The organism is Pseudomonas sp. EA_105y_Pfl2_R69 (genome assembly GCF_963970915.1).
Classification (GTDB): domain Bacteria; phylum Pseudomonadota; class Gammaproteobacteria; order Pseudomonadales; family Pseudomonadaceae; genus Aquipseudomonas.
The window spans coordinates 328,161-352,147 of the sequence record NZ_CAXAOO010000001.1 but is presented as its reverse complement, the minus strand read 5'-3'; the positions used below and the strand labels follow the sequence as shown (position 1 = coordinate 352,147).

Genomic DNA, 23,987 nt, shown 5'->3' with positions numbered 1-23,987 from the left:
ACCCCATAACCTAAGCAGCCCGGTGGGCGGAAATAGCGATGACTGACTGGCTCGACGAAATCAACTGGAACGCCGACGGCCTGGTACCGGCCATCGCCCAGGACCACCAGAGCGGCCGCGTGCTGATGATGGCCTGGATGAACCGCGAAGCCCTGGCCCTGACCGCCGCCGAGCAGCGCGCCATCTACTGGTCACGTTCGCGTGGCAAACTGTGGCGCAAGGGCGAAGAGTCCGGCCATGTGCAGAAGCTTCACGAACTGCGCCTGGACTGCGACGCCGACGTGGTCATCCTGATGGTCGAGCAACTGGGCGGTATCGCCTGCCACACCGGACGTGAAAGCTGCTTCTACCGCGTCTATGCAAACGCCGAGTGGAAAACCGTCGATGCGGTGCTCAAAGACCCGCATGCCATCTACAACCCGGGGCACAAACATGAGTGACACGGCCATGACCGACACCCTGAGCCGCCTGGCCGAAGTGCTGGAGTCGCGCAAGGGCGCGGCCGCCGACAGCTCCTATGTCGCCAGCCTGTACCACAAGGGCCTGAACAAGATTCTGGAAAAGGTCGGCGAGGAATCGGTGGAAACCATTCTCGCCGCCAAGGATGCTGCGGTCAGCGGCGATTGCAGCGATGTGATTTACGAAACCGCCGACCTCTGGTTCCACAGCCTGGTCATGCTCGCCGCCCTCGGCCAGCACCCCCAGGCCGTGCTTGATGAACTGGATCGACGCTTCGGCCTGTCCGGGCATGCGGAAAAAGCCGCACGCCCGCAAAACTGATCAACTACTTACGGAGTACGCGTTATGGGATTCGGTGGCATTAGCATCTGGCAACTGGTGATCATCCTGTTGATCGTGGTCATGCTGTTCGGCACCAAGCGCCTCAAGGGCCTGGGTTCCGACCTGGGCGATGCGATCAAGGGCTTCAAGAAGTCCATGGGCAACGAAGAAGGCGACAAGCCGGCGGTGGACGAACCCAAGGGGCAGACCATCGACGCCCAGGCGCGCAAGGTCGAAGAACCGGCGAAAAAAGACTAAGCCATGTTCGATATCGGCTTTACCGAGCTGCTGCTGATCGGCGTGGTCGCCCTGATCGTATTGGGGCCTGATCGCCTGCCGGGCGCAGTGCGCACCGCCGGCCTGTGGATCGGCCGGATCAAGCGCAGCTTTAGCGCGATCAAGGCCGAGGTCGAGCGCGAAATCGGTGCAGACGAAATCCGTCGGCAACTGCATAACGAGCAGATCCTCGACCTCGAGCGCGAAATGAACGCGATGAAGCAGACCCTCAACGCGCCCCTCGCCAGCCTGACCGAGCCGAGCCCGGACAGCGTGGCCGCGCCGGCAGCCGAGAGCAGCAGCACCAAGGATAAGGGCCCGTCAGCATGAGCCGGCTACCCGACAGCGATCAGGAAATGCCCCTGGTCTCGCACCTGACCGAACTGCGCACGCGCCTGTTGCGTATTGTCGCGGCGGTATTCACGCTGTTTGCCGGGCTGTTCTATTTCTCCCAGGACATCTACGCCCTGGTCGCCGCACCGCTGCGCGCCTATCTGCCCGAAGGCGCGACCATGATCGCCACCGGGGTGGCCTCGCCGTTTCTCACCCCGTTCAAACTGACGCTGATGGTCGCGTTGTTCCTGGCGATCCCGATCATCCTGCATCAGATCTGGGGCTTTATCGCGCCGGGGCTGTACAAGCACGAAAAGCGCATCGCCATACCCCTGCTGATTTCCAGCATCCTGCTGTTCTACGGCGGCATGGCCTTCGCCTACTTCGTGGTGTTCCCGATCATGTTCGGCTTCTTCGCCAGCGTGACCCCGGAAGGCGTGGCGATGATGACCGATATCGGCCAGTACCTGGATTTCGTCCTCACCCTGTTCTTCGCCTTCGGTGTCGCGTTCGAGATCCCGATTGCCACCTTTCTGCTGATCTGGGTGGGCGTTGTCGACGTCGCCAGCCTGCGCAAGAGCCGGCCCTACGTGGTTGTCGGCTGCTTTGCCGTGGGCATGGTGCTGACCCCGCCCGACGTGTTCTCCCAGACCCTGCTGGCCGTGCCCATGTGGCTGCTGTTCGAAGCCGGCCTGCTGTGCGGCAGCCTGATCAAGCGCCGCGGCGAACACGGCGACGAAGACCCCACGCCGGAACCCCACGACCAGCCGCCAGCCGCACAACCGTGAACCTGCTGCTCCTGGAAGACGGCGACTTTATCGCCGCCGACCGCGTGCTGCTGAGCGGCCGCCGCCTCAAGCACCTGCATGAGGTGCACCGCGCCGAAGCCGGCGACAGCCTGCGCGTCGGTCGCCTGAATGGCCTGATGGGCAGCGGCCAGCTGCTGCGCCTGGACGCCGAGCAGGCCGAACTGGCGGTGCAATTCGACCAGCCGCCGCCCGACAAACTGCCACTGACCCTGCTGCTGGCCCTGCCTCGACCGAAGATGCTGCGCCGCGTGCTGCAAACCGTCAGCGCCATGGGCGTGCCTAGGCTGATTCTGCTGAACAGCTACCGGGTGGAAAAAAGCTTCTGGCAGACCCCCTTCCTCGAACCGACAGCCATTCGCGAACAGCTGATCCTCGGCCTGGAGCAGGCTCGCGACACCCTGCTGCCCGAGGTGATCATCGAGAAGCGCTTTAAGCCCTTTGTCGAAGACCGGCTACCCGCCATCGCGGCCGGTACCCTGGGCCTGGTCGGCCATCCCGGCGACTTCCCGGCCTGCCCGCGGGCAGTCGAACAGCCAGTGACCCTGGCCATCGGCCCGGAAGGCGGCTGGATTCCCTACGAGGTGGAAAAGCTTGCCGAAGCCGGCCTGCAACCGGTGCAACTGGGCGCGCGGATTCTGCGGGTGGAAACAGCCGTTACCGCACTGCTGGCACGCCTGTTTTAGCCAGGGCTGTGGCGTTGTAGGAGCGGCGGGGGGGCACCTAGCCCATGCCCGCGAGAAAGCGCTACCTGGAAAATCGCTCGCACGCATGGCGTGCTCCTACAGGTTCTCTCCAGCCTGCAGGGCATGCCAATGCGCCGGCAGTAGCTGGCCCTTAAGCGCAGGTGCCTCTTCCAGCTGAACATCCCGCGGATCAAGCGGCTCACCACAATCCGAACACACCAGCACGCCATGCATAGGCCTGCCGCAACTGCGGTGGATATGCCGAATCGGCGCGCCTTCCGGGCCGCTCATATGGCGGTCGCCCCAATGCACCAGAGCCAGAATCGCCGGGTACAGGTCGCGGCCCTTGGCCGTCAGGCGGTATTCCTCGCGCATGGGGCGCTGCTGATAGGCCACCTTGTCCAGCACCCCGGCCTCCACCAGCTTCTTCAGCCGTTCGGCCAGCACATGGCGGGTAATGCCCAGGCGCTTTTCGAACTCGTCGAAACGACGAATACCGAGAAAACTCTCGCGCAGCACCAGCAGGGTCCAGCGGTCGCCCACCACCGACAGGGTGCGGGCCAGGGAGCAGGGTTGCTGCTCCAGTTCTTCCCAACGCATCAGGCAATCTCCAACCGCGATGGCGCAGAATAACTTGACAGGTTCCAAAATGGAACTGACTATCGACATGGGTTCCAAAACAGAACTTACGGAGACTGCAATGACCGAACGTAAAGCAATCCTGGTGGTAGGAGCCGGTGACGCCACCGGCGCTGCCATCGCCAAACGCTTCGCCCGCGAGGGCTATGTGGCCTGCGTGGCACGCCGTAATGCCGACAAGCTGAGCCCGCTGGTGGCCGAGATCGAGGCCACGGGTGGCAGCGCACGGGCCTATGGCTGCGACGCACGGGTGGAGGAACAGGTGATCGAGCTGTTCGCCAGCATCGAACGCGAGGTCGGCCCGCTGCATGCGGTGGTGTTCAATATCGGTGCCAACGTGCAGTTTTCCATCAGCGAAACCACCGAGCGGGTCTACCGCAAGGTCTGGGAAATGGCCGCCCTGGCCGGTTTTCTCACCGGTCGCGAAGCGGCCAAGGTCATGCTGCCCCGCGGGCAAGGCACGATCATCTTTACCGGGGCCACCGCCTCGCTGCGCGGCCGGGCCAACTTCTCCGCCTTCGCCAGCGCCAAGTTCGCCCTGCGCGCCCTGGCCCAGAGCATGGCCCGCGAACTCGGCCCCCAGGGCATCCATGTCGCCCACCCGATTATCGACGGGGCCATCGACACCGCCTTTATCCGCGACACCTTCCCCGAGCTGTATCAACGCAAGGAGCAGGACGGCATCCTCAACCCCGAGCATATCGCCGAGACCTACTGGCAGATCCACTGCCAGCCGCGCGACTGCTGGGTGCATGAGATGGATCTGCGGCCCTGGACGGAAACCTTCTAAGCCTATCCCAAGCACCTACAAACACGCTGCATAACGGCTAAGCAACAGGACACTTCATGAACAAGACCCTTGAATTCTTTTTCGATTTCGGCAGCCCGACCAGTTATCTGGCCTGGACCCAGCTTCCCAGGATTGCCCGCGAGGCGGGGGCACAGATCGCCTGGCGACCGATGCTGCTCGGCGGCGTGTTCAAGGCCACGGGCAACCAGTCGCCGGTGAATATCCCGGCCAAGGGTCGCTATATGCTGCAGGACCTGGCGCGCTTTGCCAGCCGCTACGGCGTGCCGATGACCTTCAACCCGCATTTCCCAATCAACACCCTGACGCTGATGCGCGGCGCAGCCGGTTACCAGGACGACGAGCGCTTCGAACGCTATGTACACACCATCTTCGAGGCGCTGTGGGTACAGCAGAAGAACCTCGGCAAGCCTGAAGTGGTTGCCGAGGTGCTTAGCGCCGCCGGCTTCGACCCCGCCGAGTTCGAACTGCTGGTGAGCGATGAAAGGGTCAAGGAACGCCTGAAGAGCACCACCGAAGAGGCCATCAAGCGCGGCGTGTTCGGCGCACCGACCTTCTTTGTCGGCAGCGAGATGCACTTCGGTCAGGATCACCTGGACTTCGTCGCCGAAGCGCTGCGCCGCTGAAACGCCCAAGGGTCTGTTGCCGTTTCGTCGCGGCCGTGAACGAAACGGCAACAGACCCTAAAGCAGGCTGATGAACAGGCGTGTCACCTGCTCGGTCAATTCATCTGCGCCCTGCCCTGCTCCCAGGGTCTCGCTCAGTTGCTGCTCCTGCAGCAGATGAGCAAGGCCATGTACCAGGCTCCATGCCGCCAGGGTCGCGATCTGCTGAGTGTGTTGTGGCGCAGCCACCTGCACCGCCGCGGCCAGGCGTGCATGCAAGGCCGCCGAGGCCTGCTGCAACTCGGGATAGCGGCGCTTGTCCAGGGTGACACTGAACATCAGCGCGAAATGTCCCGGCTGCGCCAAGGCGAAACGCACATAGCACTGGCCCAGCTCGGCCAGCCCGCCAGACTGCCGGTCCATCTCCTGCCCCAGCTGTACGAACCCCTGGGTTGCCAGAGACGCCAGCAGGCTGTCGCGGTCGGCAAAGTGCCGGTAGGGCGCGTTATGCGAGACGCCCGCTCGACGTGCGACTTCGCGCAGGCTGATGGATGCCAGCCCGCCTTCAGCCAACAACTCGGTCGCGGCGAGCACTAGCGCACTGCGCAGCTCACCATGGTGATAGGGCTGCTCCTGCTTGCGTGTTGACACTAGCAACATCCTCTTCTATGTTGACAACGCCCACATTATGCCGCGAGCTCGGTTAGCCTTACCAGCCGGCACATAAGGAGGACTCATGCTATTCATTGCCCTGTTGCTCAGCCTGACTGTAATGGCCACATTGGCTCACCGCTGCGGCGCGCCTGGCCATGGCCGTGGCGCTGCTGATGGCGGGCACCGACCACCTGCTGACGCCCGAGCGCTACCTGGCCATGATGCCGGGCTACCTGCCCTACCCCTTGCAACTGGTGCTCTTCACTGGTCTGTGCGAACTGGCAGGTGCGATCGGCCTGCTGCTGCCGCGCTGCAGACGCTATGCCGCCATTGCCCTGGCGATTTATTTCGTCTGCGTTTTCCCGGCCAATATCAAGAACGCCCTGGATGGACTGCAGGTTGAAGGGCTGCCAGCGGCGACCTGGTACTACTGGCTGCGCCTGCCTTGCCAACCACTGATCATCCTCTGGGCGCTGTACGCCGGCGAGCTGATTGGTCAAGCCAAAACCGATACTGCGGCGCACGGCAGGCAACCCACGCAAGACGCCAGAAGCTGAAGCTCACGCAAAACAGGCACCAGCGGACAACGCGGGCTCAGCTTTCCAGCAGAAAGGTCACCGGCCCGTCATTGACCAGGTGCACCTGCATATCGGCACCGAACTGGCCGGTGGCGACCTGCGGATGCCTGGCGCGCGCCTGGGTCACCAGCAGGTCGAACAGCTCCACACCCAGGGCCGGCGGCGCAGCAGTGGAAAACCCAGGACGCAGGCCGCTCTTGGTGTCGGCGGCCAGGGTGAATTGCGAAACCAGCAGCAGGCCGCCGCCCACGTCGCTGAGCGACAGATTCATCTTGCCCGCCGCGTCGCCGAACACCCGGTAATTGAGCAGCTTGTGCAGGATCTTTTCGACGCTGGCCGGGGTGTCCTGGGGCTCGACGCCGACCAGTACCAGCAGGCCCTGATCGATGGAGCCGACCACCTCGCCCGCCACTTCCACCCGCGCACCGCGTACGCGCTGAATCAGTGCCTTCATGCTTCGTCCGGGGCCAGGTTGAGCAGGCGATGGGCCAGCTCGTCCGCGGCCCGAACCAGGGCATCGGTGATCCCGGTTTCAGCCGCCGAATGACCGGCATCGCGGATGATCTGCAGCTCGCTGTTGGGCCAGGCCTGGTGCAGCGCCCAGGCGTTGTCCAGCGGGCAGATCACGTCGTAGCGACCGTGCACTATGACCCCGGGCAGATGGGCGATCTTCGACATATCGCGCAGCAGCTGATCGGGTTCGAGGAAGGCATTGTTGACGAAGTAATGGCATTCGATGCGGGCAATCGACAGGGCGCGGTGACTGTCGCTAAAGCGGTCGACCACCTGCGGGTTGGGCCGCAGGGTGGCGGTGCGGCCCTCCCAGGTCGACCAGGCCTTGGCTGCATGCATCTGGGCGATCTGGTCGGGCCCGGTCAGGCGCTTGTAGAAGGCCTGCATCAGATTGCCGCGCTCATCCACGGGGATAGGCGCGATGTAGTCCTCCCAGAAGTCGGGGAACAGGCGGCTGGCCCCTTCCTGGTAGAACCAGTCGAACTCCTGCGGCCGGCAGAGGAAGATGCCGCGCAGGATCAGCCCATGCACCCGCTGCGGATGGGCCTGGGCGTAGGCCAGGGCCAGGGTCGAACCCCAGGAGCCGCCGAACAGCACCCACTTGTCGATACCCAGATGCTCGCGGATCTGCTCCATGTCGGCGATCAGCGCCTGGGTGCTGTTGTTTTCCAGGTTGGCGTGGGGCGTGGAACGGCCGCAGCCGCGCTGGTCGAAGGTGACGATACGGTACAGGTTGGGATCGAAATAACGGCGGCTGGCGGCATCGCAACCGGCCCCCGGACCGCCATGGATAAACACCACAGGCAGACCATCCGGCGAACCGCTTTCGTCGACATAGAGCACGTGCGGTTCCTGCACCGCCAGTTCATGACGGGCATGGGGTTTAATTTCCGGATACAAGGTCTGCATGGCATGCTCCTGAATTGATGCGTAGCGTCACTGCTTCGCGCAGGTCATCCGCCTGTCGCAACCATTTAACGCTCTGCCGGGCATCATAACCATGAAAAAGGAGTTCAGCATGCCAACAAGGCTAATTGCCCTGGCTTTCCTGGTGTTTTGCACCCTGCTCGCCGGCTGCGGCGGCAAGGACGACCCGCAGGCGGCACTGGAAGCCGCGGTGCAACAGCTGCAGGACAACCTGCAAGCGAAGAAAAACAGCGCCGTGCTCGACCAGCTGCACCCGCAGTTCTCGGCCCAGGGCGAGTTCGACCGCGAGTGGGCGCAGCGCACCATGTTGCTGCTGTTTATGCGCCACAAGAACATCAAGGTGCTGGCCCTGAGCAAGAACAGCTACCTCGACGCGACCTACCGCGAAAAAGGCCACACCGAGGCCCAGGTTGGCCTGACCGGTGCCGAAGGCCTGATCCCCGACAGCGCGCGCCACTACAGCGTGAAGCTGGAATGGTGGCTGGAAGACGATGAGTGGAAGCTGGCGCGGCTAAGCTGGGAGTAGCCGCCTGGCAGCTCAGCAATCGGTGCGCACAGCGCACCCTACAACAGAGCTTGGCGTAGGACTTAGAAAACCCAGGGAATAAACATCCTGCTGCGCTGCATATAGTCGCGGTACGCCTCGCCAAACTGCTGCAGGCACTCGGCCTCATCGCGCTTGGCGGTCAGCCACAACGCCAGACTGGCCAACAGCGCCAGGAACAGACTCAGGCCATTGGGCTGTTTGCAGGCCACGCCCCAGGCCAGCAACAGCAGCGAGGCGTACAGCGGATGACGGATCAGACGGAAGATGCCGCTGGTCACCAGCTGCGAGGTGCGCTCGAAGGCGAACAGCTCGGCGTCCGTACGCTGCCCATCGGGGCGGCCCATGCGCCGTAGCTGATAGAGGCCGGCAAACAACAGCAGCAATGAGCCGAATAGCAGCAGCCAGGACAGGCGCTGATGCAGGGCATAACGCTCGATAAACCAGACCGGCGCGTTGAACACCAGTAAGGCCAGAATCGCCTCCCAGGCGAAGAACCGGTAGAAACCGTGGGACTTTGGACGGCGCAATGCCTGCCAGGACAGCGCCAGCAGCATCAGCGTGCCCAGCACAAAAGCCAACCCCTGCAACCACGCCATAAAGCCCTCTCCACCCCCGCCCGTTAGCAGGCCGTTGAAAAACTACCTGTGTGGGCAATCCTGCGTTAAAAACGGCCTCGGAATGCTCATTTACAACCAGTAAACTCCGCTTCCTCGGCCGTTTTTGCCTTGTCTTGCCTGCCTCGCCTACGTTTTTAAACGGCCTGTTAGTCCGTCAAGGCCAGGCGCTGCCTGACCTGTAGCCCTCTGTTACACTGCCGGCCTGTTTGTCTCGGCCGCCCGCCATGGATCGCTCCCAACTGCACCGCCTGCTGCCCCACCAAGGCCCGGCCCTCTGGCTGGATGGCCTGCTGGCGCATGACAGCCTGAGCATTCAGGGCCTGAGTGCCTGGCACCATCTGGATGCCTTTGGCAGTGACGCCTCGCCCTGCCTGCTGTTCGAAGCGGCCGCGCAGTTGTGCGCCGCGCATGGTGCCTTATACGGCGATGCCAGTGCCATTGAAATGGCCCTGGTCGGCAAGCTCTCGCAGCTGCAGCTGCACCATGAACCGGCGCAGCGCAGCGGTGCAGTGCAGATCAGCGCCCAGCAGGAGGCGCTGAGCCCGGCCGGGGCACTCTATGCCTTCAGTATCCACAGCGAGCAACGCCTGCTGCTCGACGGCAAGCTGCTGCTGGTGTTGATCCATGCTTGAACTGCGCCACGTTTCCCACAGCTACCCGGGCAGCGGCCGCGCCGCGCTGCAGGGCATCGACCTGCAGCTGCAGGCCGGCGAATGCCTCGGCCTGCTCGGCAGCAACGGCGCGGGCAAGACCACCCTGCTGTCCCTGCTGAGCGGCGTGCTGGCGTTGCAACAGGGCGAGCTGCGCTGGGAGGGTCAGCCCCGGCTCGGTCTGGTGCCGCAGCAGCTGGCCTTCTACGCCGGGCTCAAGGTGGCTGAGAATCTCGAACTGTTTGCCGATCTGTATCGCCTGCGCGGCGCAGAACGCCGCCAGCGCCTGCAGCAGTGCATCGATATCTGCGCCCTGCAAGACAAACTGGCGCGGCGCAGCGAACAACTCTCCGGCGGCGAACAACGGCGTTTGAACTTCGCCATCGGCCTGCTGCAACCGGCCGAGCTCTATCTGTTCGATGAAGCCACCGTGGGCGTCGACGCCGCCAGTCGCCAGCACTTGCTGGCCGCCGTCGAGCAGCTGACCGCCGAGGGCAAGGCGGTGATCTACACCAGCCATTATCTGGAAGAAGTCGAGCGGGTGGCCCAGCGCATCCTGCTGCTGCACGAAGGCCAGGTGCGCCTGGATCTGGACAAGAGCCAGTTGCTCGGCGGCGACCACGGCCTGCTGCTGGAATGGCCGGACGCGGCACCAGTCGGCCTGAGCGAACTGCTCGCGCGCCTGCAACTCACGGCCGAAACCCTGCCCAAGGGCCTGCGTATCGCAGCCCTGAATGGCCAACAGCTGCTGGCCATCACCGAATTTGTCGCCGCCCAGGAGGGCCTGCCCAATCTGCTGCGCTTTGGCCGGCCGTCGCTGGAACAGCTCTACCTGCGCCTTAACGGAGGCCGGCTATGAGGCTCTGGGCCCTGGCGCGCAAGGAAGTGCTGTTGCTGCTGCGCGACCCTCACGCGCTGGCCGTGCTGTTTATTATGCCGACCCTGTTTCTGCTGCTGATGGCCGGGGCCATGTCCAGCTATATGCAGGACAAACCACCGGCGCTGCGCCTGATTATCGAAGCGTCGCACGACGACGCCAGCCAGTTCTTTCGCGACGCCTTGCAGGCGCAGTTGGCGGACAGTCAGTTGCTCGAGGAAAGCAGCGAACGTCTGGCCCGCGTGCGCCTGCCCGCCGACTTCGCCGACACGCTGCTGGACAGCCCGCACCAGGGTCCGAGCCTGAGCTTCCCGGCGCAGTTCGATAAACTCTCGCGCCAGCGCCTGCACAGCGCGGTGAGCATCGCCCTGGCGCAAACCCGGCTGCTGGCCTACCTGGAAGACAGCGGCGTGGTCGATGCCGAGCTGGACCGCGCCGAGCGCCTGCAGCTGGTGCAGCAGCGCACCCAGAGCCGGATCGACGAGCAGGAACAGTTGGCCAGCGGCGACCTCAGCGGCCGCGCCAACGCCACCCAGCTGAGCGTGCCGGCCTGGCTGATCTTCGGCATGTTCTTCGTCGTCCTGCCCATGGCCGGCGGCTTTCAGCGCGAGCAGCAGAGCGGCACCTTGCTGCGCCTGCGCTGCCTGGGGCTGAACCTCGGCACCCTGGTGTTAAGCAAGCTGCTGCCGTACCTGGCGATCAATCTGCTGCAGTTCGTTCTGTTGCTCGGCATCGGCGTCTACGGCCTGCCACTGCTTGGCCTACCCGGCCTGAGTTTGCCCGGTAGCGCCGTGGCCTATCCGCTGCTGGCACTCTGCATCGCCCTGGCCACCTGCAGCCTGGGTCTGCTGCTGGCCGCCCTGGCGCGCAGCAGCGAACAGGCGCTGCTGCTCGGCGGCGGCATCAATATCCTGCTGGCCGCGATTGGCGGAATCATGGTGCCGAAGAGCGTCATGCCGGTAGCCATGGCTCAGCTTGCGGAAATCTCACCCATGAGCTGGGCGCTGGATGCCTTTCTCACCCTGCTGGTGGGCCACGGCTCACTGGCCGACGTCGCCCCCTACTGCGCGCGCCTGCTGCTGTTTGCAGCGCTGTGTGGCATGGCCGGGCTGCTTCTGTTCACCCGACGAGTACAGCGCACGCAATGGACCACTCACTATTAGAACAACAACTCAAACAACTGCTGATCCGCGAGTGCGACAAGGAAGACGATATCGACTGGCAGAGCATCGGCGATGACGAGCCGCTGTTCGGCGCGAAAAGCCGCATCGCCATGGACAGCCTGGATGCCCTGCAAGTCTCCCTGGCGCTGCAGCAGCACTACGGCGTGCGCATCGAGGGTGCCAAGGACGGCCGCCGTATACTTGGCAGCATCGCCAGCATCGCCGCCTATATCCGAGGCGATTCGGTGGCTGGCGAGCTAGAGCCAGGCAAGGCGAAAGCGGGCGAGAAAGCGCAGTTTACGAGCGCTAAATGAGCATTTTGAGCCCGCTTTCAACGCCGCATGGCCGACGCGCAGCCGCCAACGAAGCGTTTCGGAGGCAGCAGCAGTGACCCCGATCTACCTGCAACGCGCCGCCCTGCACTGCGCCCTGGGCGATAACCTGCATAGCGCCGCCCGCGCCCTGCAGGCAGGCCAGCCGCCCCTGGGCGAAGCCTTTGTACTGCATGAAGTGCACGAGCCGCGCAGCTATCTGTACGCCGCTAAAACCGGCGAAAGCCTGATCGAGCGTCTGGATCGCCTGCTGGGCGAAACCCTCGGCACCCAGCTCCAGGGCCTGGATGACTGCCTGCTGATAGTCGCCAGCACCAGTCTGGATATCAGCGAGCTGGAAGCCCTGACCAGCCAGCAACAGGGCTTTAACCCCGAGGACGCCCCCCCCCTCGACCGGCTGGCCGCCGAGCTGCGCCAGCGCTGGGGTTTTGCCGCCGCCTTTACCCTGAATACCGCCTGCACCAGCGCCGCCAACGGCCTGCTCTATGGCGCCCGGCTTATCACCGCCGGCCAGTACGCGCGCGCCCTGGTGCTGAGCTTCGAGACGCCAAGCGCCATCGCCATGCAGGGTTTTGGCACACTGCTGCTGACCAGCCCCAGCGGCCAGTACCGGCCCTTCCACCCCGAACGCGACGGCCTGCTGCTGGGCGAAGCCTATGCCGCCGTACTGCTCGGCCGCGAACCCGGCGACGCCCCGCTGGCGCGCCTGCTCGGCGGTTTCAGCGCCTGCGACACCAGCAGCCTGACCACCACCCGCGAAGATGGCAGCCATATTCACTGGGTCATGCAACAGGCACTGAACAGCGCCGGCTGCAGCGCCGAGCAGATCGACCTGGTGAAACTGCACGGCACCGCCACCAGCGCCAACGATGAAGCCGAAAGCAACGGCATGCGCCTGCTCTACGGCAAGCAGATGCCGGCGCTCAGCCTGCTCAAGCCCTGGCTCGGCCATACCCTGGGGGCCTGTGGCCTGAGTGAAAGCCTGCTGCTGCTCAAAGCGCTGCAGAACGGCCCGCTGCCGGGTGTGAACTACGCCGGCGAAGCCATGCTGCCATTAAGCGCAGAAGCGCAGGCACTGGCGGCCGACAGCCTGCTGCTGGCGAACTTCTTCGGTTTTGGCGGTAATAACGCCAGCCTGATTCTGCAAGGCTGCGTACAGGGAGAAAGCGCATGCCGGTAATCGCCGCCAGTGAAATTGGCGGCCTGGCCGCCAGTAGCGATAAAGAATTGAAAGCGGCCCTGGGCCAGTGGCTGGACAGCCCGCCCCGGCGTATCGACCGGCTGATCCTGCAATGCCTGCTGGCCGCCGCGCCGTTGAAAGCGCAGATACGCAGCAACTGCGGCCTGTATCTGGCCTCCGCCCACCCGGCGCGGGCCACCATGGGCGCGCTGCTGGAGGCGGTGTGCGTGCAACACAAGCAGCCGAAACCCTTCGAGTTCGTCAACAGCGTCAGTAATGCCGCCGGCTTCCACATCGCCCAGCAACTGGGCATCGACGGGCCGAATCTGTTTATCGGCGCAGGGGAACAGGTCTGGGCGCAGTTGCAGGCCCTGGCCAATCTGGATTTGCAGGATGGTTTGATCGAGCAGGCATTGTTGCTGGTCTGCGATGAGCACGGGGATTTCTGCGTGCAGGCGCTGCTGCTGGAGGGACCAACGACTGGCGTCTATGCCAACAGCTTTGCCGAGCTATGCGCAGACGCCGAGGTGCAGCGGATCAATCTGTAGGGTGGATGACGCCGTTTTCATCCACCATCGGCGTTGGACGGTGGATCGATACAGCGCGATCCGCCCTACCGCTTGCTCCAGGCCGCCAGCTCCTGCATCAGTGCGCGTTCCTGCAGGGCAATGCCACGCAGGCTCTCGGCGATGGGGGCGAAGTTCGGCGTCTCGCCCTTGTTGCGGCTGGCGCGTACGCAGGCCGAGGCGAACTGGCGCCAGTCGTCACCGATGGCGGTGAGTTGCGCCGAGGCTTCCTGCAGATTGCGGTCGCCCAGTTTCTCGCCGGCCTCCTGCAGAAAGCTCGCGTACATAAAGCGGAAACCCGCGCCGCCGGTGCCGATCTCTTCCTGCATACGCACTATATGGGTCAGGTACAGACGGTTGTACTTGGCCTGGGTCGGGTCGAGCTTTTCGATCTGTTTGGCCAAATGCTGGATACCGCGAATACCAATCCACGGCAGCGGCATGCCGTCGAGAATCCGCGTGGTCGATAGCACGCTCTGGCGGATCAGACGGTTCCAGTCCTGCTCCAGCGGCACCTCATCGAGCCAGTACATCAGCCCCTTGGCGGCCAGCGCGCCCTTGGCGAAGCGCGCCTTCTGCAAGTCTTCGGCGGCGCAGCGCACCGGTTCTTCGAATACCGGGTCGCTGATCAGGTAGTCATTGCCCTCGCGGCCATAGGCCAGCAGGTTGTGCGCATTGAAGTGAAAGCGCATCTCCGGCGGAAAGTACGGCAACCAGAATACCGAGCTTTGCAGCCCGGCCAGACGGCCACTGTCCAACGCCGCATCCAGCTCGCGGCGACCCTGCTCGGGATTGCCGAAGGTACGGGTATGCAGACGCGCGCCCAGGCGTTTACTGAGGGTCTTGATCAGGTGCCTGGGCGGCATGCGGTAGGCAATCAGTGGCATGCCACTGAGCTTGACGATCGGCAGGTAGGCAAACGCCAGGCCCGAGGCCAGACCAAAGGCCATGGGTTCGCTCATCGGCAGACCGGCATGGGTCAGCAGGCTGGCCATCACCCCGCTTTCGCAGTGGGCGCTCTGCTGATGCTGAAAGGGCTGCTGAAAACTGCTCATGCCGCATCCTTCTGATAGGCGATCAATTGTGCGACAGGCAGGCCAAAGGCCTCGGCGTAACGGACCAGAATGGCCGCCGACAGCTTCTGGTAAAGCGCCGGGCGAAAGTGCCGGCGAATGCGCCATTGCCATAGCCCGGTAATCTGCGCCAACGCCGGTTCATCCAGGCGATAGCGGTACATCAGGCACTTCAGTGGCGACAGCTCTCCACGCCGCCAGCCCGCTTCGGCCTCGGCTGCCTGCTCCTGCAGCTCGGCCACGGCCAGCTGGGTGGCGAAGGCCTCCGGCTCCCAACCATCGCTCTGCGCGCCCTGGTAATGGCCGCTGGCATCCACGGCGTAGACCAGCTTGCTGTGACCGCCGTAGGTGGAACTCTGATCCTGGGGAACTTCATCGAGCTTCATGCGTTATCACCCTCCTGGCCCACCACTGTCAGCTGCATAAAGGCGCTGGAGAAGCGCCCACTTTCCGGCACATAGCAGAGCAGGCGCTGGCCGCTGCGCAGGCTGCCCGAATTGAACAGCTCTTCGAGCATGATAAAGATCGACGCCGCGCCGGTATTGCCCTTGCGGGTCAGGTTGGTAAACCAGCGCTCCTGCGGAATCGGCAGACCCGCATTGGCCAGGCCCACGGCCAGGCGCTCGCGGAAGAACTCCGAGGAATAGTGCGGAAGGAAGTAATCGACCGCATCGGCCTGCAATTCGCGCCGCGCCATGATGCGTTTAAGCGTCTCTTCCACGGTGTATTTGACGATATTGTCGTTGAGCAGTTTGACGTCCTGCTTGATCGCCATCAGCGAGCGGCGATTGCGTTCGGCACCGTCATAGCGGCTCCAGCCCTGCAGCTGGCCCTCGACCATTTCCGCCCCGGCGTACATGCACGGCGGCATCTGGTCGGCGAAGGAGTAGATGTCGATCCAGTCGATGCGCAGGCTCGGGCCCCGGGTATTGGGCTGGCCTTGCAGCAGCACCGCACCGGCACCGTCAGAGAGCATCCAGCGCAGAAAGTCCTTCTCGAAGGCGATTTCCGGATGGCTTTCCAGCTCGTCGAGGCGGCTCTCGTATTCGGCGCTGAAGTTGCTCGCCTGCATCAGGGTCGAGGCCACCTCCGAGCCGCAGGCCACGGCGTTGCGGCTTTCGCCACTGGCCACGCTCATCCAGGCGTACTTCAGCGCGGTCATACCGCACAGGCAGATACCCGCGGTGGACACCACTTCGCACGGTGGGTTGCCCAGCTCGCCCTGGACCATCACCGCATGGCCAGGCATGACCTGATCCGGCGAGGCGCTGCCGGCCACCAGGCAGTCGAGATCCTCCAGCCGGAAATCGCCACCCAGCAGGCCGCGAATCGCCGCCGCGCTGACCTGGGCATTGTTCATGCTCGGCGCGCCGGTCTGCGGGTCGATCACATAGTGACGCTGCTGGATGCCATTGCTGCGCAAAATCAGCTTGCGCGCCCGCGACGGCTTGCCGCCAACCAGGCCCAGGCGCGCTTCCATCTGCTCGTTATCGACCGGCGCATGGGGCAGAAAGGCGCTGATGCGATTGATAAATACGGGTTGTACCACGGGACTTCCTCGGGTCACTTCACTCGCCTGACGGGCCGGCAAAGTAGGCCTTTTCACGCTGAGTGCGCTCCTTGAACAGAGGGGCCAGCAGTTTCTTGAGCAAGGCACTGAGCGGCACTACGGTGACGATCAGGCACAACAGAAACAGGATATAGACCACCAGCCCGGCCGCGCGCCGCCGACTCTGCTGCGGGCCGAGGGCCGCCAGCAGGCGGCTCCACAACTGGAAGCTGCGATTGCCGACCTTCTCGCTGGCGATCAGTTTTTCATCGATACGCACCGCGCCAAGCCCGGTCAGCATGGGTTGCTCGATCGGCAGGCTATCGGCCGTCAAGCGCTGCGCCATGGCCTGGCCAAAACGACTGGCGGCGGCCATTTCCGCCTCATCGATACCTGCCCGCGGCACCCAGCTGTAGGGCTTCTGCCGCCCGGTAAACAGCCACAAGGGCGTTGCCAGAAAGCTCGCCGCGGTGCCGCAGGCATCAGTCAGGGCGATATTGTCCAGCAGCCGCGCACCCAGCTCAGTGAGCCGAGCCTTGAGCTTCTCCTGAGCCATCAGCCACATATTGCGGCAGCCGATCAGGGTCACCACAGACGTGCCCTTGAGCAACTGCGCCGCCTGCGGCGAGGCGAGAAAGGCGGTCATCGGCTGCGAGGGCGAGAGGAACCACACCTGGTAGGCCAGGATCACCAGGTCATAGCGCTTGCTCGCATCCACCGCCAACGGCAACAGCGGCTGCGGGCGCATCAGCACGGTCTCCGGAAAAATCCGGAAAAAGTCGAGAAACGGCCAGGGAAAGGGGTAAGGTTGCGCGGGTTGCAGCTGGAGAAAATCCAGCTGAATGTCGGCGTGCTCCTGCAGCGGCCCACAGACCGACTGCGCCAACCTGTCTAGCTGGCCGGTTTGCGAATAATGAACGATCAATACCTGACGCATCGCCAGCCACTTCCTGCGAAATGCCCGGATTATGCCACAGAGATTTCTTCAAACCGTAAAGAAGACCGGCTATCAAACCGGGCTGATGCTGCTACTGGGCTGCCCGCTGGCCCAGGCTGGCGACATCCGGGTCAAACTAGAGGGCAGTCACGCCAGCGGCGACCTCTACCTGGCACTGGTCGCCGTCGAGCCGCACTGGCCCGAACAGCCGTTGCTACAGGTGCGCAGCAGTGCGGCCGTGGTGCGGCTGGAGGATATCGCCCCGGGGCGCTACGCCATCCAGCTGTTTCAGGACAGCAACGGCAATGGCCGGCTCGACCGCAGCCGGCGCGGCATTCCCCTCGAGCCCGTCGGTTTTTCCGGCAACCCGCCACTGCTCAATGGCAAGCCTGTGCCCCTGGATTGCCTGTTCGCACATGGCGAGGCGCACACCCAGCTGAGCATCCGCCTGCATAGCCCCAAAGCCAGGCCCTAGAAAAACGCGACCGGCTAGCGCTCGATCTGCTGATCGCTGCTGCGCCAGATCAAGCGCTCGGTGTCATAACCACGACTCTGTGCCTCACCGAGCAGCAGCTCGCGGGTCTGGGCGCTAACGTCCGGGCTGCGTGACAGCAGCCAGAGGTACTTGCGGTTGGGGTGACCGACCAGGGCATTCTGGTAGTCGTCGTCCAGGTAGAGCACCCAGTACTCGCCCTTGGTCAGCCCCGGCAGCAGACGGCTGGCCCAGTTATCGAAACGGACCCAGAGCTTGTTGCTCTGCCCGGCCAACTGCGGCACCGCCTGCCCTTGTGCCTGTTGCCACTCGCCCGTGGTGGTGCGGCAGCGATTGCTGACGGCGAGGCTGCCGTCCTCCTGCAGACCGTAGGTTGCCTCGGACTGCGCACAGTGACGCTGGAAGAACATCGGCAGTCGCGCCAGTTCGTACCAGGTGCCCTGATAACGCTCCAGATCCACCCGTTCCACGGTTTTCGGCGGCACCACGCCGGTGCCCGAATTGGCACAGCCCGCCAGCACGGCGAGGGCCAGCGCGGCCACCAGCAGACGCATCATTTGAGGCCCTTGCCGGAAAACATCATGACCTTCTCGCCGGCGTACTGGACGCTGATAAAGCGCTGGTCATCGCCCCAGGTGCAACTCGACATGCCCAATGCGCCCGCGCACTCGCTCGGGCTACCCAGCAGGCTCTCCACCTCGGCCTTGCTCATGCCGGGTTTGAGTTTCGAGTAATTATCCTGGTTGACCTTGCTACAGGCAGCCAGCACGACACAGCAGCACAGCAAAGCGAAATGACGCAACGACATGGCACAGACTCCAGAGGGGAAAGAACAGCAAGCTTGGCACAGCGAAACCCGAGGTGCCTGCTTGGAACTCAGAAACGCGAGCCGGGTTCCAGCAGAAAGGCAGATTCCTCGGCGCTGCTGGTGCGCCCGAGAATCTGATTGCGATGGGAGAAACGGCCGAAGCGGGCAATCACCCGCTGGTGGCGCTCGGCATAGTCCAGGTAGCCGGCAAATAGCTCGCGTTCGGCGGTTGCGGCCTGTTCAAACAATACCTGAAACAGCTGCACTGCCTGATTCTGTAGCGCCAGGTCTTCGGCATGCTCCGGCACCAGGTAGACAAACACCCGCTGGATAGGCGCAAGCTGCTGGTCCCAGCCCCTGGCCATGCCCTGCTGCACCAACCTGCGGGCCAGCGCATCACCGGCAAAGGCCCGCGGACTATCGCGAAAGATCATCCGCGGCAGCTGATCGAGCAGCAGGATGTTGGCCAGCCACCCCCGGGCATCCTGCTGCCAGTCGGGCAGTGCGTCGGCCAGGGCCTGCTCGACCCAGGCACCGAAGCGCTCGCGGGCCTCATGGTCCTGGCTGTCCTGCTTGCCGAACCAGAGTTTGCCACGGGCAGCCGCGACCTCGCCGGCGGTTGCCGCCGCACCGCAGCCGGCCGCACCGAACCACCAGTCGAGCAAGGGTTGCCAGGGTTGCTGCATGGTTCAGTCCCGGTGGTAGGCCGTGATGCGCAACACTTCTTCCTTGGAACCGAGGAAGACCGCCACCCGCTGGTGCAGGGAAGTCGGCTGGATATCGAGAATGCGCTGGGTGCCATTGGTGGCCACGCCGCCGGCCTGCTCGATGATCATCGCCATCGGGTTGGCTTCGTACATCAAACGCAGCTTGCCGGGCTTTTCCGGTTCGCGGCTGTCACGCGGGTACATGAATACGCCGCCACGGGTGAGGATGCGATGCACATCGGCGACCATCGCGGCGACCCAACGCATGTTGTAGTTCTTGCCCAGCGGCCCGGTCTCGCCCGCCAGCAACTCGCCGACGTAACGCTGCACCGGCGCTTCCCAGTGGCGCTGGTTGGACATGTTGATGGCGAATTCCTTGGTCGCTTCCGGCACCTTGATATGGTCGTGGGTGAGCACGAAGCTGCCCAGTTCGCGGTCCAGGGTAAAGCCCTTGACGCCATCACCCAGGGTCAGCATCAGCATGGTCTGCGGGCCGTAGATCGCGTAACCGGCGGCGACCTGCTGGGTGCCCGGCTGGAGGAAGGCTTCCTCGCCGAGGTCGCCCTCTTCGCCATTGCGATCCGGGCAGCGCAGCACCGAGAAGATGGTGCCTACCGAGACATTGACGTCGATGTTGCTGGAGCCATCCAGCGGGTCGAAAACCAGCAGGTAGGCCCCTTTCGGGTACTTGCCGGGAATCTGATAGGCGTTGTCCATTTCTTCCGACGCCATGCCGGCCAGGTGGCCGCCCCACTCGTTGGCCTCCAGCAGAATCTCGTTGGACAGCACATCGAGCTTCTTCTGCACTTCGCCCTGCACGTTCTCGGTTTCCATGCTGCCCAGCACGCCGCCCAGGGCACCCTTGGACACCTGATGGCTGATCGCTTTGCAGGCACGCGCCACCACCTCGATAAGGAAGCGCAGATCGGCCGGGGTGTTATGGCTGCGGGTCTGCTCGATCAGGTAGCGGCTGAGGGTAACGCGGGACATGGAAGGCTCCGGAAGGAAAGAAATCGCGCGCAGTTTACTCCTTTAAGAGCGGCAGCGCCTCCCGCTGCCGCCCGTTGGTCGCTACCAGTTCCAGGTCAGCGCCAGGTTGACGCCCTGCTGCTTGTCGTCCTCGCCCTTGCGCAGGCTATAGGCCCCGCGCAATGCCAGATCCGCGCTCAGCTGCTGGCTGAAGCCCAGGCTCAGGCGGTCCAGACGATCATCCGGCTGATAGCCCTGCAGGGTGAAATCGAGGCTCGGCAGGCTGTTGAGGGCGACATTGAGCTTGGCTGCATCGTCCTCGTATTCCTTCTCGCGGGCGATTTCCGCAAACACCTGGGTGCTCGCGCCGAGCATCCAGTTGCCCTGGAAACCGAAGCCCAGGCGCTTGGAGGTACGGGTCTGGTCGGCGAAGGTCAGTGCGGTCGAACGGGCTCCCTCTTCGGCATAGCCGTCCACCTCGACCCGCGCATAGTCGGCGCTGAGGAAGGGACTCAGGTGCCAGTGACTGCCTGGCTGAGCGATGTCGTAGCCCAGCCGCCCGCTCAATGCCCACAACTGGCCTTCGCTGTCGCCCTTCTCGCTGGACTGGGTCACGCCGAGGTCGAATTTGCGCTTGAGGTCCTGATAATCCAGGTAGCCGGCACTGGCGGAAAGATCACCCCACCAGCGGTTGTGCTGATACTGGGCAAAGGCGGTGGCCAGATAGCTGCGCATGTCATAGTCGGAATCGGCCCTGCCGGCCTGCAGTTCCTGCTCGTACACTCCGAGGGAAACGCCCACCCGCCAGGCCTCGTCGAGCCGGTAGTTGGTGCCCAGATCGAGGCTGTAGCCATTGCCGTCGGCCCCCGCAGACGCGCGCTGGGAGTCGAAGTCCAGACGCTGCCCCGAAGCGGACACCATCGCCCGCCACTGGCCAACGGCTTGCCAGGCTTCCCAGTCGGCCAGCAGCTGCGTACGCAGCTGATCCTGGTGCGCGCGCAAGGTGCCGTGGGCCATTTCCGGCAGCAGGGTCAGCTCCCAGGGCGCAGCCAGCAGCGAATAGGAATAGTCGGCGAAGATCTGCTGCACCGCCGTGGTCGGATGCACGCTGTCGTTGAACAGCAGTTTGCTCGGGTCCGGCGTAGCGCTGTTGATACCCCAGGTGGCATTGACGTTGGCACAGCCGTCGAAACAGCTGCCAATCAGATTCTGGCTGGTATCGAAGCCGTACGCGGCGGCGTTCTGCAGCACTTCGCTGAACAGCAGCGGCACATTCAGCGGGATGATCTGCGCGTCGATGGCCTCAAGCCGGCGCACCAGTTCGACGTTGAAGTCCTGGCCGATCTGCGAAATAACCGGAGCCAGCCCCGTGCCCGAGATGGCCGGCGTGCTGCCGACATCCGGCAACAGGGACACCATGATGTAACGGGCACCCGCCGCCTGCAGGGCCTCGACGCCGTCGGCCAGGCGACCCGCGGAAACCTGAGCCCCATCGGTAAAGATGGTGCCCTGGAGAAAGTCGTTACCGCCGCCGTTGACGTAGAACAGCATATTGGGATCGAGGCTCAGGCCGCGATTAGCCAGATCCAGCAGATAGCCATCGCGCGTGCGACTGCCGACCACCGAGCCACCGGCCGCGGTAATCGAGTCGAGGATCTGGTCGGTGCGATAACCCCCTACGGCCCAGTTGGAACCATCAGGCAACCCGGCGTCGGCCAGGACCGAAGAAGTCGATGGGGTCTGCGGCCCTAGCCCCAGCAGTTCGCCCAACAACATGGGCGAGGTCGAACCGAAGATTTCTCCACTGCCGCTCTGGTAAGTCGGACCCACGCGGTTGGTGAAGCGCCGGGTCGCGCCATCCGGGCCACCCGGGTCGGAAAACTGCCCGGCATCACTGAGGCTGTCGCCAAACACCACCAGCCCGGAATAGGGCGAGGCCAGTACAAGAGAGGGGGATGCTGCGAGCAGGCATGCAGCTGCTAATGGCGTTAAGAGTCGCTTCATGGGCCACCTGGAAATTTATTGTTATTGGACCTTACTGCCACAGAATGTAGTCAGTTTTGCCAACCAATGCACGGGCTAGCGCCAGCCTCACCCATTTGGGTGAGGTCAGGGCTGCGCGAGTTGCCTGGCGAGCACGCCAAAACCTAACGCGACAGCACGCACACCCGGTTGCGCCCTTCGTGTTTGGCCTGGTACAGCGCCGCATCGGCCACCTGGAGCAACTCGTCGAGCGCCAGCCCCTGCTCGGGCCAGAGCGCCAGGCCGGCGGAAAGGGTGACGTAGCGGGCACCACCACGGGTGGGCAAGGGATGGGCGGCCAGGCTGCGGCAGATGGCGTCCAGGCGCTGACGCGCCTCCTGGCCATCGGCGCGGGGCAGGATCAGCAGGAATTCCTCGCCACCGATGCGGAACAGCGCATCGGAGCTGCGCAGGTTTTCCAGCAGGTGCTGCGCCACACCCTTGAGCACGTCATCGCCTTCCAGATGACCGTATTCATCGTTGAGTAGCTTGAAGTGATCCAGGTCGATCAGGGCCAGGGAGATCGGCGTGCGCTCGCGCTGGGCCAGGGCCAGCTCGCGGGCGAAGAACTCGTCCAGGTAGCGGCGGTTGTACAGACCGGTCAGCGGGTCGCACAGGGCTTGCTCGCGCAGCTGCTCATGCAGGTCGGAAATGGTTCGCAGGCGCTCTTCACTGACGGCCAGGGCCTCGGCCAGCTTCAACTCACTGAGATGCCGCTGGGTGACATCACGCAGGTAAAGCATCTGGCCCAACACCAGGGTGCCCCGGTGGGTCGTGCGCTCGATGGCACGGATGCGCACCTCGAAGTAGCGCGCCGAACTGGCCAGGGCCAGCAGTTGCTCCTGCTCCGCCTTGGGCTGGCCAACCAGCAGCGTCTGCAGATCCGCGCCCAGCACCGGCCAGTCCGCCAGCGACCGGCCCTGCCAGCTACCCTGCAGGCCAGCGAGCTTCAGCGCTGCCGGGTTGGCCTCGATCACCCGCAGCTGGGCATCGACCACCAGCACCGGGTCGAACAGTGCATCGAGCAGCAGGTGACGGGCGATGGGCAGCAGGTCGAACAGACGCACGCCGACGATCAGCCAGGCGAAGGCCAGCAGGGTAAAGGCAAAACTGAAGGGCGTCGGGTCGAAGCCGAACAGCATCCAGCCGAACACCACATAGCCGATATTGGCGATCCAGGGGATCACCGTGACCACCGCGAACGCCATGAAATGGCGGCGGTGCACGCCGTAGCTGACCAGCGCCGCGCGCAGCACCACGCCCATGCTGAAGGCCATAAACAGGTAGAGATAGGCCGCCGCGGCATAGAACAGCGGGCCATGCTGGTAGCGGATAGGGGCACCCGGAGCATCGCTCAGCGGCGCGGTGCCCGGGCCGTAGAACAGGCCATGCCAGGGGTTGCTCAGGGCCATCAGCCAGATCAGTAGGGGCACCACGGCCAGCCCCAGGGTCGTGCGCAGCGACAATGGCTGGCGCACGCTGTTGACGTACTGCCAGAGGAACATCGCCCAGAAGGTCGGCATCGCGAGAATCCCGGGCCAGGCCATGCTGGCCCAGAACACCTTGCACTGCGAGCCCTGCGCGGCCATTTCCAGGCCGGCTGCGACCATCCACCAGATGCTGGCCAGGTGCAGCACGATAAAGGTTTCCCGCCCGGGGAAGTAGCGTTGGCGCTTGACCCAACGCGCCAGCAGCAGCACGCCGCAACACACGCAGATCGTCAGCAGCACCGGCGCACTCAGCGCCCAGGCGGAATCACCGCAGGCGTTCATCGCTTGCGCGCTGCAATGGATAACGCTCCGATACGCCAGCAGCACAGAGCTGCCACCCCCCCAGAAACGCTTGCGGAAAGACTCCGCGCTGTAGTCGAGATAGCGATATGCAAGGGCCTC

General features: G+C 64.1%; 32 protein-coding genes. 17 read left to right on the top strand and 15 right to left on the bottom strand.

Translation table 11 applies throughout. The annotated features are described in order from the left end of the window. The first annotated feature begins 38 nt into the window (after positions 1–38). Genes hisI through AACY13_RS01540 form a run of 6 tightly spaced genes read left to right on the top strand, consistent with a single transcriptional unit; the run spans position 39 to position 2,881 of the window. On the top strand, positions 39–440 hold the full coding sequence (gene hisI / locus AACY13_RS01565; RefSeq protein ID WP_339458722.1) for a phosphoribosyl-AMP cyclohydrolase: 402 nt from the start codon (positions 39–41) through the stop codon (positions 438–440). A gap of 7 nt (positions 441–447) precedes the next feature. Next, a complete protein-coding gene (locus AACY13_RS01560; RefSeq protein WP_274087686.1) occupies positions 448–780 on the top strand; it encodes a phosphoribosyl-ATP diphosphatase in 333 nt (110 codons plus the stop codon). Positions 781–804: 24 nt separating this feature from the next. Beyond that, a complete protein-coding gene (gene tatA, locus AACY13_RS01555) occupies positions 805–1,038 on the top strand; it encodes a twin-arginine translocase TatA/TatE family subunit (protein ID WP_339458720.1) in 234 nt (77 codons plus the stop codon). A 3-nt stretch (positions 1,039–1,041) separates the two neighbouring features. Then, complete coding sequence (tatB, locus tag AACY13_RS01550) at positions 1,042–1,386, top strand: Sec-independent protein translocase protein TatB (protein ID WP_339458719.1); 345 nt, start codon at positions 1,042–1,044, stop codon at positions 1,384–1,386. Beyond that, positions 1,383–2,177 (top strand): twin-arginine translocase subunit TatC, encoded by a 795-nt coding sequence (gene tatC / locus AACY13_RS01545; RefSeq protein WP_339458717.1) that lies wholly within the window; start codon positions 1,383–1,385, stop codon positions 2,175–2,177. The genes tatB and tatC overlap by 4 nt, the downstream gene beginning before the upstream one ends. Further along, positions 2,174–2,881: a 16S rRNA (uracil(1498)-N(3))-methyltransferase gene (locus AACY13_RS01540; RefSeq protein WP_339458715.1), complete on the top strand. Its 708-nt coding sequence runs from the start codon at positions 2,174–2,176 to the stop codon at positions 2,879–2,881. Before tatC ends, AACY13_RS01540 begins: the two co-directional genes overlap by 4 nt. Positions 2,882–2,977: 96 nt before the next feature. On the opposite strand, the gene AACY13_RS01535 is transcribed toward AACY13_RS01540, so the two are convergent. After that, the gene (locus AACY13_RS01535) at positions 2,978–3,481 is read right to left on the bottom strand and encodes a winged helix-turn-helix transcriptional regulator (RefSeq protein WP_339458713.1); all 504 of its coding nucleotides are present in this window, start codon (positions 3,479–3,481) and stop codon (positions 2,978–2,980) included. A 100-nt stretch (positions 3,482–3,581) separates the two neighbouring features. Here AACY13_RS01535 and AACY13_RS01530 point away from each other — a divergent pair, with 100 nt between their 5' ends. Both AACY13_RS01530 and AACY13_RS01525 read left to right on the top strand, forming a co-directional pair. Further along, a complete protein-coding gene (locus AACY13_RS01530; protein WP_339458711.1) occupies positions 3,582–4,310 on the top strand; it encodes an SDR family oxidoreductase in 729 nt (242 codons plus the stop codon). A gap of 56 nt (positions 4,311–4,366) precedes the next feature. Next, positions 4,367–4,954, top strand: a complete 588-nt coding sequence (locus AACY13_RS01525; RefSeq protein ID WP_339458709.1) for a 2-hydroxychromene-2-carboxylate isomerase — start codon at positions 4,367–4,369, stop codon at positions 4,952–4,954. 57 nt (positions 4,955–5,011) lie between these two features. Here AACY13_RS01525 and AACY13_RS01520 read toward each other — a convergent pair whose 3' ends face one another. Then, positions 5,012–5,584, bottom strand: coding sequence for a TetR/AcrR family transcriptional regulator (locus tag AACY13_RS01520; protein WP_339458706.1), 573 nt, complete (start codon positions 5,582–5,584; stop codon positions 5,012–5,014). A 152-nt stretch (positions 5,585–5,736) separates the two neighbouring features. Between AACY13_RS01520 and AACY13_RS01515 the strand changes: the two genes are divergently transcribed. Next, entirely contained in the window at positions 5,737–6,144 is a 408-nt protein-coding gene (locus AACY13_RS01515; protein WP_339459975.1) for a DoxX family protein, read from the top strand. A gap of 37 nt (positions 6,145–6,181) precedes the next feature. Here the strand turns inward: AACY13_RS01515 and dtd are convergent, their stop codons facing one another. Continuing rightward, complete coding sequence (gene dtd, locus AACY13_RS01510) at positions 6,182–6,619, bottom strand: D-aminoacyl-tRNA deacylase (protein ID WP_339458704.1); 438 nt, start codon at positions 6,617–6,619, stop codon at positions 6,182–6,184. Further along, on the bottom strand, positions 6,616–7,587 hold the full coding sequence (gene pip, locus AACY13_RS01505) for a prolyl aminopeptidase (RefSeq protein ID WP_339458702.1): 972 nt from the start codon (positions 7,585–7,587) through the stop codon (positions 6,616–6,618). The genes dtd and pip overlap by 4 nt, the downstream gene beginning before the upstream one ends. 109 nt (positions 7,588–7,696) lie before the next feature. Here pip and AACY13_RS01500 point away from each other — a divergent pair, with 109 nt between their 5' ends. Beyond that, entirely contained in the window at positions 7,697–8,131 is a 435-nt protein-coding gene (locus tag AACY13_RS01500; protein ID WP_339458700.1) for a hypothetical protein, read from the top strand. Between the two features lie 62 nt (positions 8,132–8,193). Here AACY13_RS01500 and AACY13_RS01495 read toward each other — a convergent pair whose 3' ends face one another. Further along, positions 8,194–8,748, bottom strand: a complete 555-nt coding sequence (locus AACY13_RS01495) for a methyltransferase family protein (RefSeq protein ID WP_339458697.1) — start codon at positions 8,746–8,748, stop codon at positions 8,194–8,196. A gap of 245 nt (positions 8,749–8,993) precedes the next feature. Here AACY13_RS01495 and AACY13_RS01490 point away from each other — a divergent pair, with 245 nt between their 5' ends. The 6 genes from AACY13_RS01490 (at position 8,994) to AACY13_RS01465 (ending at position 13,519) form a co-directional block, all read left to right on the top strand. Next, positions 8,994–9,401 carry a beta-hydroxyacyl-ACP dehydratase gene (locus AACY13_RS01490; RefSeq protein WP_339458694.1) on the top strand — a complete coding sequence of 136 codons (408 nt, stop codon included), beginning with the start codon at positions 8,994–8,996 and terminating at the stop codon, positions 9,399–9,401. Further along, positions 9,394–10,278 carry an ABC transporter ATP-binding protein gene (locus AACY13_RS01485; protein WP_339458691.1) on the top strand — a complete coding sequence of 295 codons (885 nt, stop codon included), beginning with the start codon at positions 9,394–9,396 and terminating at the stop codon, positions 10,276–10,278. Before AACY13_RS01490 ends, AACY13_RS01485 begins: the two co-directional genes overlap by 8 nt. Beyond that, positions 10,275–11,459, top strand: coding sequence for an ABC transporter permease (locus AACY13_RS01480; protein ID WP_339458689.1), 1,185 nt, complete (start codon positions 10,275–10,277; stop codon positions 11,457–11,459). The genes AACY13_RS01485 and AACY13_RS01480 overlap by 4 nt, the downstream gene beginning before the upstream one ends. Then, positions 11,441–11,773 (top strand): acyl carrier protein, encoded by a 333-nt coding sequence (locus tag AACY13_RS01475; RefSeq protein WP_339458686.1) that lies wholly within the window; start codon positions 11,441–11,443, stop codon positions 11,771–11,773. Before AACY13_RS01480 ends, AACY13_RS01475 begins: the two co-directional genes overlap by 19 nt. A gap of 73 nt (positions 11,774–11,846) precedes the next feature. Beyond that, a complete protein-coding gene (locus AACY13_RS01470) occupies positions 11,847–12,971 on the top strand; it encodes a beta-ketoacyl synthase N-terminal-like domain-containing protein (protein WP_339458683.1) in 1,125 nt (374 codons plus the stop codon). After that, on the top strand, positions 12,962–13,519 hold the full coding sequence (locus AACY13_RS01465; RefSeq protein ID WP_339458681.1) for a hypothetical protein: 558 nt from the start codon (positions 12,962–12,964) through the stop codon (positions 13,517–13,519). Before AACY13_RS01470 ends, AACY13_RS01465 begins: the two co-directional genes overlap by 10 nt. A 65-nt stretch (positions 13,520–13,584) precedes the next feature. Here AACY13_RS01465 and AACY13_RS01460 read toward each other — a convergent pair whose 3' ends face one another. Genes AACY13_RS01460 through AACY13_RS01445 form a run of 4 tightly spaced genes read right to left on the bottom strand, consistent with a single transcriptional unit; the run spans position 13,585 to position 17,096 of the window. Continuing rightward, complete coding sequence (locus AACY13_RS01460) at positions 13,585–14,592, bottom strand: BtrH N-terminal domain-containing protein (RefSeq protein ID WP_339458679.1); 1,008 nt, start codon at positions 14,590–14,592, stop codon at positions 13,585–13,587. After that, positions 14,589–14,996, bottom strand: coding sequence for a hypothetical protein (locus AACY13_RS01455; RefSeq protein ID WP_339458675.1), 408 nt, complete (start codon positions 14,994–14,996; stop codon positions 14,589–14,591). Before AACY13_RS01455 ends, AACY13_RS01460 begins: the two co-directional genes overlap by 4 nt. Then, a complete protein-coding gene (locus AACY13_RS01450; protein WP_339458672.1) occupies positions 14,993–16,159 on the bottom strand; it encodes a beta-ketoacyl-ACP synthase III in 1,167 nt (388 codons plus the stop codon). The genes AACY13_RS01455 and AACY13_RS01450 overlap by 4 nt, the downstream gene beginning before the upstream one ends. Positions 16,160–16,178: 19 nt before the next feature. Beyond that, a complete protein-coding gene (locus tag AACY13_RS01445; RefSeq protein WP_339458670.1) occupies positions 16,179–17,096 on the bottom strand; it encodes a dialkylrecorsinol condensing enzyme in 918 nt (305 codons plus the stop codon). A gap of 31 nt (positions 17,097–17,127) precedes the next feature. Here AACY13_RS01445 and AACY13_RS01440 point away from each other — a divergent pair, with 31 nt between their 5' ends. Then, positions 17,128–17,571 carry a DUF2141 domain-containing protein gene (locus AACY13_RS01440; RefSeq protein WP_339458668.1) on the top strand — a complete coding sequence of 148 codons (444 nt, stop codon included), beginning with the start codon at positions 17,128–17,130 and terminating at the stop codon, positions 17,569–17,571. 14 nt (positions 17,572–17,585) lie between these two features. On the opposite strand, the gene AACY13_RS01435 is transcribed toward AACY13_RS01440, so the two are convergent. The 6 genes from AACY13_RS01435 to AACY13_RS01410 all read right to left on the bottom strand — a co-directional run bounded on the left by AACY13_RS01435 (position 17,586) and on the right by AACY13_RS01410 (position 23,867). Continuing rightward, positions 17,586–18,146, bottom strand: a complete 561-nt coding sequence (locus tag AACY13_RS01435; RefSeq protein WP_339458667.1) for a lipocalin family protein — start codon at positions 18,144–18,146, stop codon at positions 17,586–17,588. After that, the gene (gene bamE, locus AACY13_RS01430; protein WP_339458664.1) at positions 18,143–18,397 is read right to left on the bottom strand and encodes an outer membrane protein assembly factor BamE domain-containing protein; all 255 of its coding nucleotides are present in this window, start codon (positions 18,395–18,397) and stop codon (positions 18,143–18,145) included. Before bamE ends, AACY13_RS01435 begins: the two co-directional genes overlap by 4 nt. Positions 18,398–18,465: 68 nt before the next feature. Continuing rightward, positions 18,466–19,083, bottom strand: a complete 618-nt coding sequence (locus AACY13_RS01425) for a DUF924 family protein (protein ID WP_339458662.1) — start codon at positions 19,081–19,083, stop codon at positions 18,466–18,468. 3 nt (positions 19,084–19,086) lie between these two features. Beyond that, complete coding sequence (locus AACY13_RS01420; protein ID WP_339458659.1) at positions 19,087–20,094, bottom strand: class 1 fructose-bisphosphatase; 1,008 nt, start codon at positions 20,092–20,094, stop codon at positions 19,087–19,089. 81 nt (positions 20,095–20,175) lie between these two features. After that, entirely contained in the window at positions 20,176–22,077 is a 1,902-nt protein-coding gene (estP, locus tag AACY13_RS01415; RefSeq protein ID WP_339458657.1) for an esterase EstP, read from the bottom strand. 143 nt (positions 22,078–22,220) lie between these two features. Continuing rightward, complete coding sequence (locus AACY13_RS01410) at positions 22,221–23,867, bottom strand: histidine kinase N-terminal 7TM domain-containing diguanylate cyclase (protein ID WP_339458656.1); 1,647 nt, start codon at positions 23,865–23,867, stop codon at positions 22,221–22,223. Positions 23,868–23,987 lie beyond the last annotated feature (120 nt).

Excerpts from the sequence above, each read along its gene's own strand:
- AACY13_RS01530 (WP_339458711.1), top strand. The coding sequence starts at position 3,582 with ATGACCGAACGTAAAGCAATCCTGGTGGTAGGAGCCGGTGACGCCACC.
- AACY13_RS01490 (WP_339458694.1), top strand. The coding sequence starts at position 8,994 with ATGGATCGCTCCCAACTGCACCGCCTGCTGCCCCACCAAGGCCCGGCC.
- tatA (WP_339458720.1), top strand. The coding sequence starts at position 805 with ATGGGATTCGGTGGCATTAGCATCTGGCAACTGGTGATCATCCTGTTG.
- AACY13_RS01495 (WP_339458697.1), bottom strand. The coding sequence starts at position 8,748 with ATGGCGTGGTTGCAGGGGTTGGCTTTTGTGCTGGGCACGCTGATGCTG.
- AACY13_RS01480 (WP_339458689.1), top strand. The coding sequence starts at position 10,275 with ATGAGGCTCTGGGCCCTGGCGCGCAAGGAAGTGCTGTTGCTGCTGCGC.
- AACY13_RS01500 (WP_339458700.1), top strand. The coding sequence starts at position 7,697 with ATGCCAACAAGGCTAATTGCCCTGGCTTTCCTGGTGTTTTGCACCCTG.
- pip (WP_339458702.1), bottom strand. The coding sequence starts at position 7,587 with ATGCAGACCTTGTATCCGGAAATTAAACCCCATGCCCGTCATGAACTG.
- dtd (WP_339458704.1), bottom strand. The coding sequence starts at position 6,619 with ATGAAGGCACTGATTCAGCGCGTACGCGGTGCGCGGGTGGAAGTGGCG.
- AACY13_RS01560 (WP_274087686.1), top strand. The coding sequence starts at position 448 with ATGACCGACACCCTGAGCCGCCTGGCCGAAGTGCTGGAGTCGCGCAAG.
- AACY13_RS01440 (WP_339458668.1), top strand. The coding sequence starts at position 17,128 with ATGCCACAGAGATTTCTTCAAACCGTAAAGAAGACCGGCTATCAAACC.
- hisI (WP_339458722.1), top strand. The coding sequence starts at position 39 with ATGACTGACTGGCTCGACGAAATCAACTGGAACGCCGACGGCCTGGTA.
- AACY13_RS01485 (WP_339458691.1), top strand. The coding sequence starts at position 9,394 with ATGCTTGAACTGCGCCACGTTTCCCACAGCTACCCGGGCAGCGGCCGC.
- AACY13_RS01425 (WP_339458662.1), bottom strand. The coding sequence starts at position 19,083 with ATGCAGCAACCCTGGCAACCCTTGCTCGACTGGTGGTTCGGTGCGGCC.
- AACY13_RS01465 (WP_339458681.1), top strand. The coding sequence starts at position 12,962 with ATGCCGGTAATCGCCGCCAGTGAAATTGGCGGCCTGGCCGCCAGTAGC.
- tatC (WP_339458717.1), top strand. The coding sequence starts at position 1,383 with ATGAGCCGGCTACCCGACAGCGATCAGGAAATGCCCCTGGTCTCGCAC.
- AACY13_RS01445 (WP_339458670.1), bottom strand. The coding sequence starts at position 17,096 with ATGCGTCAGGTATTGATCGTTCATTATTCGCAAACCGGCCAGCTAGAC.
- bamE (WP_339458664.1), bottom strand. The coding sequence starts at position 18,397 with ATGTCGTTGCGTCATTTCGCTTTGCTGTGCTGCTGTGTCGTGCTGGCT.
- AACY13_RS01525 (WP_339458709.1), top strand. The coding sequence starts at position 4,367 with ATGAACAAGACCCTTGAATTCTTTTTCGATTTCGGCAGCCCGACCAGT.
- AACY13_RS01435 (WP_339458667.1), bottom strand. The coding sequence starts at position 18,146 with ATGATGCGTCTGCTGGTGGCCGCGCTGGCCCTCGCCGTGCTGGCGGGC.
- AACY13_RS01410 (WP_339458656.1), bottom strand. The coding sequence starts at position 23,867 with ATGAACGCCTGCGGTGATTCCGCCTGGGCGCTGAGTGCGCCGGTGCTG.
- AACY13_RS01455 (WP_339458675.1), bottom strand. The coding sequence starts at position 14,996 with ATGAAGCTCGATGAAGTTCCCCAGGATCAGAGTTCCACCTACGGCGGT.
- AACY13_RS01420 (WP_339458659.1), bottom strand. The coding sequence starts at position 20,094 with ATGTCCCGCGTTACCCTCAGCCGCTACCTGATCGAGCAGACCCGCAGC.
- AACY13_RS01535 (WP_339458713.1), bottom strand. The coding sequence starts at position 3,481 with ATGCGTTGGGAAGAACTGGAGCAGCAACCCTGCTCCCTGGCCCGCACC.
- AACY13_RS01475 (WP_339458686.1), top strand. The coding sequence starts at position 11,441 with ATGGACCACTCACTATTAGAACAACAACTCAAACAACTGCTGATCCGC.
- estP (WP_339458657.1), bottom strand. The coding sequence starts at position 22,077 with ATGAAGCGACTCTTAACGCCATTAGCAGCTGCATGCCTGCTCGCAGCA.
- tatB (WP_339458719.1), top strand. The coding sequence starts at position 1,042 with ATGTTCGATATCGGCTTTACCGAGCTGCTGCTGATCGGCGTGGTCGCC.
- AACY13_RS01460 (WP_339458679.1), bottom strand. The coding sequence starts at position 14,592 with ATGAGCAGTTTTCAGCAGCCCTTTCAGCATCAGCAGAGCGCCCACTGC.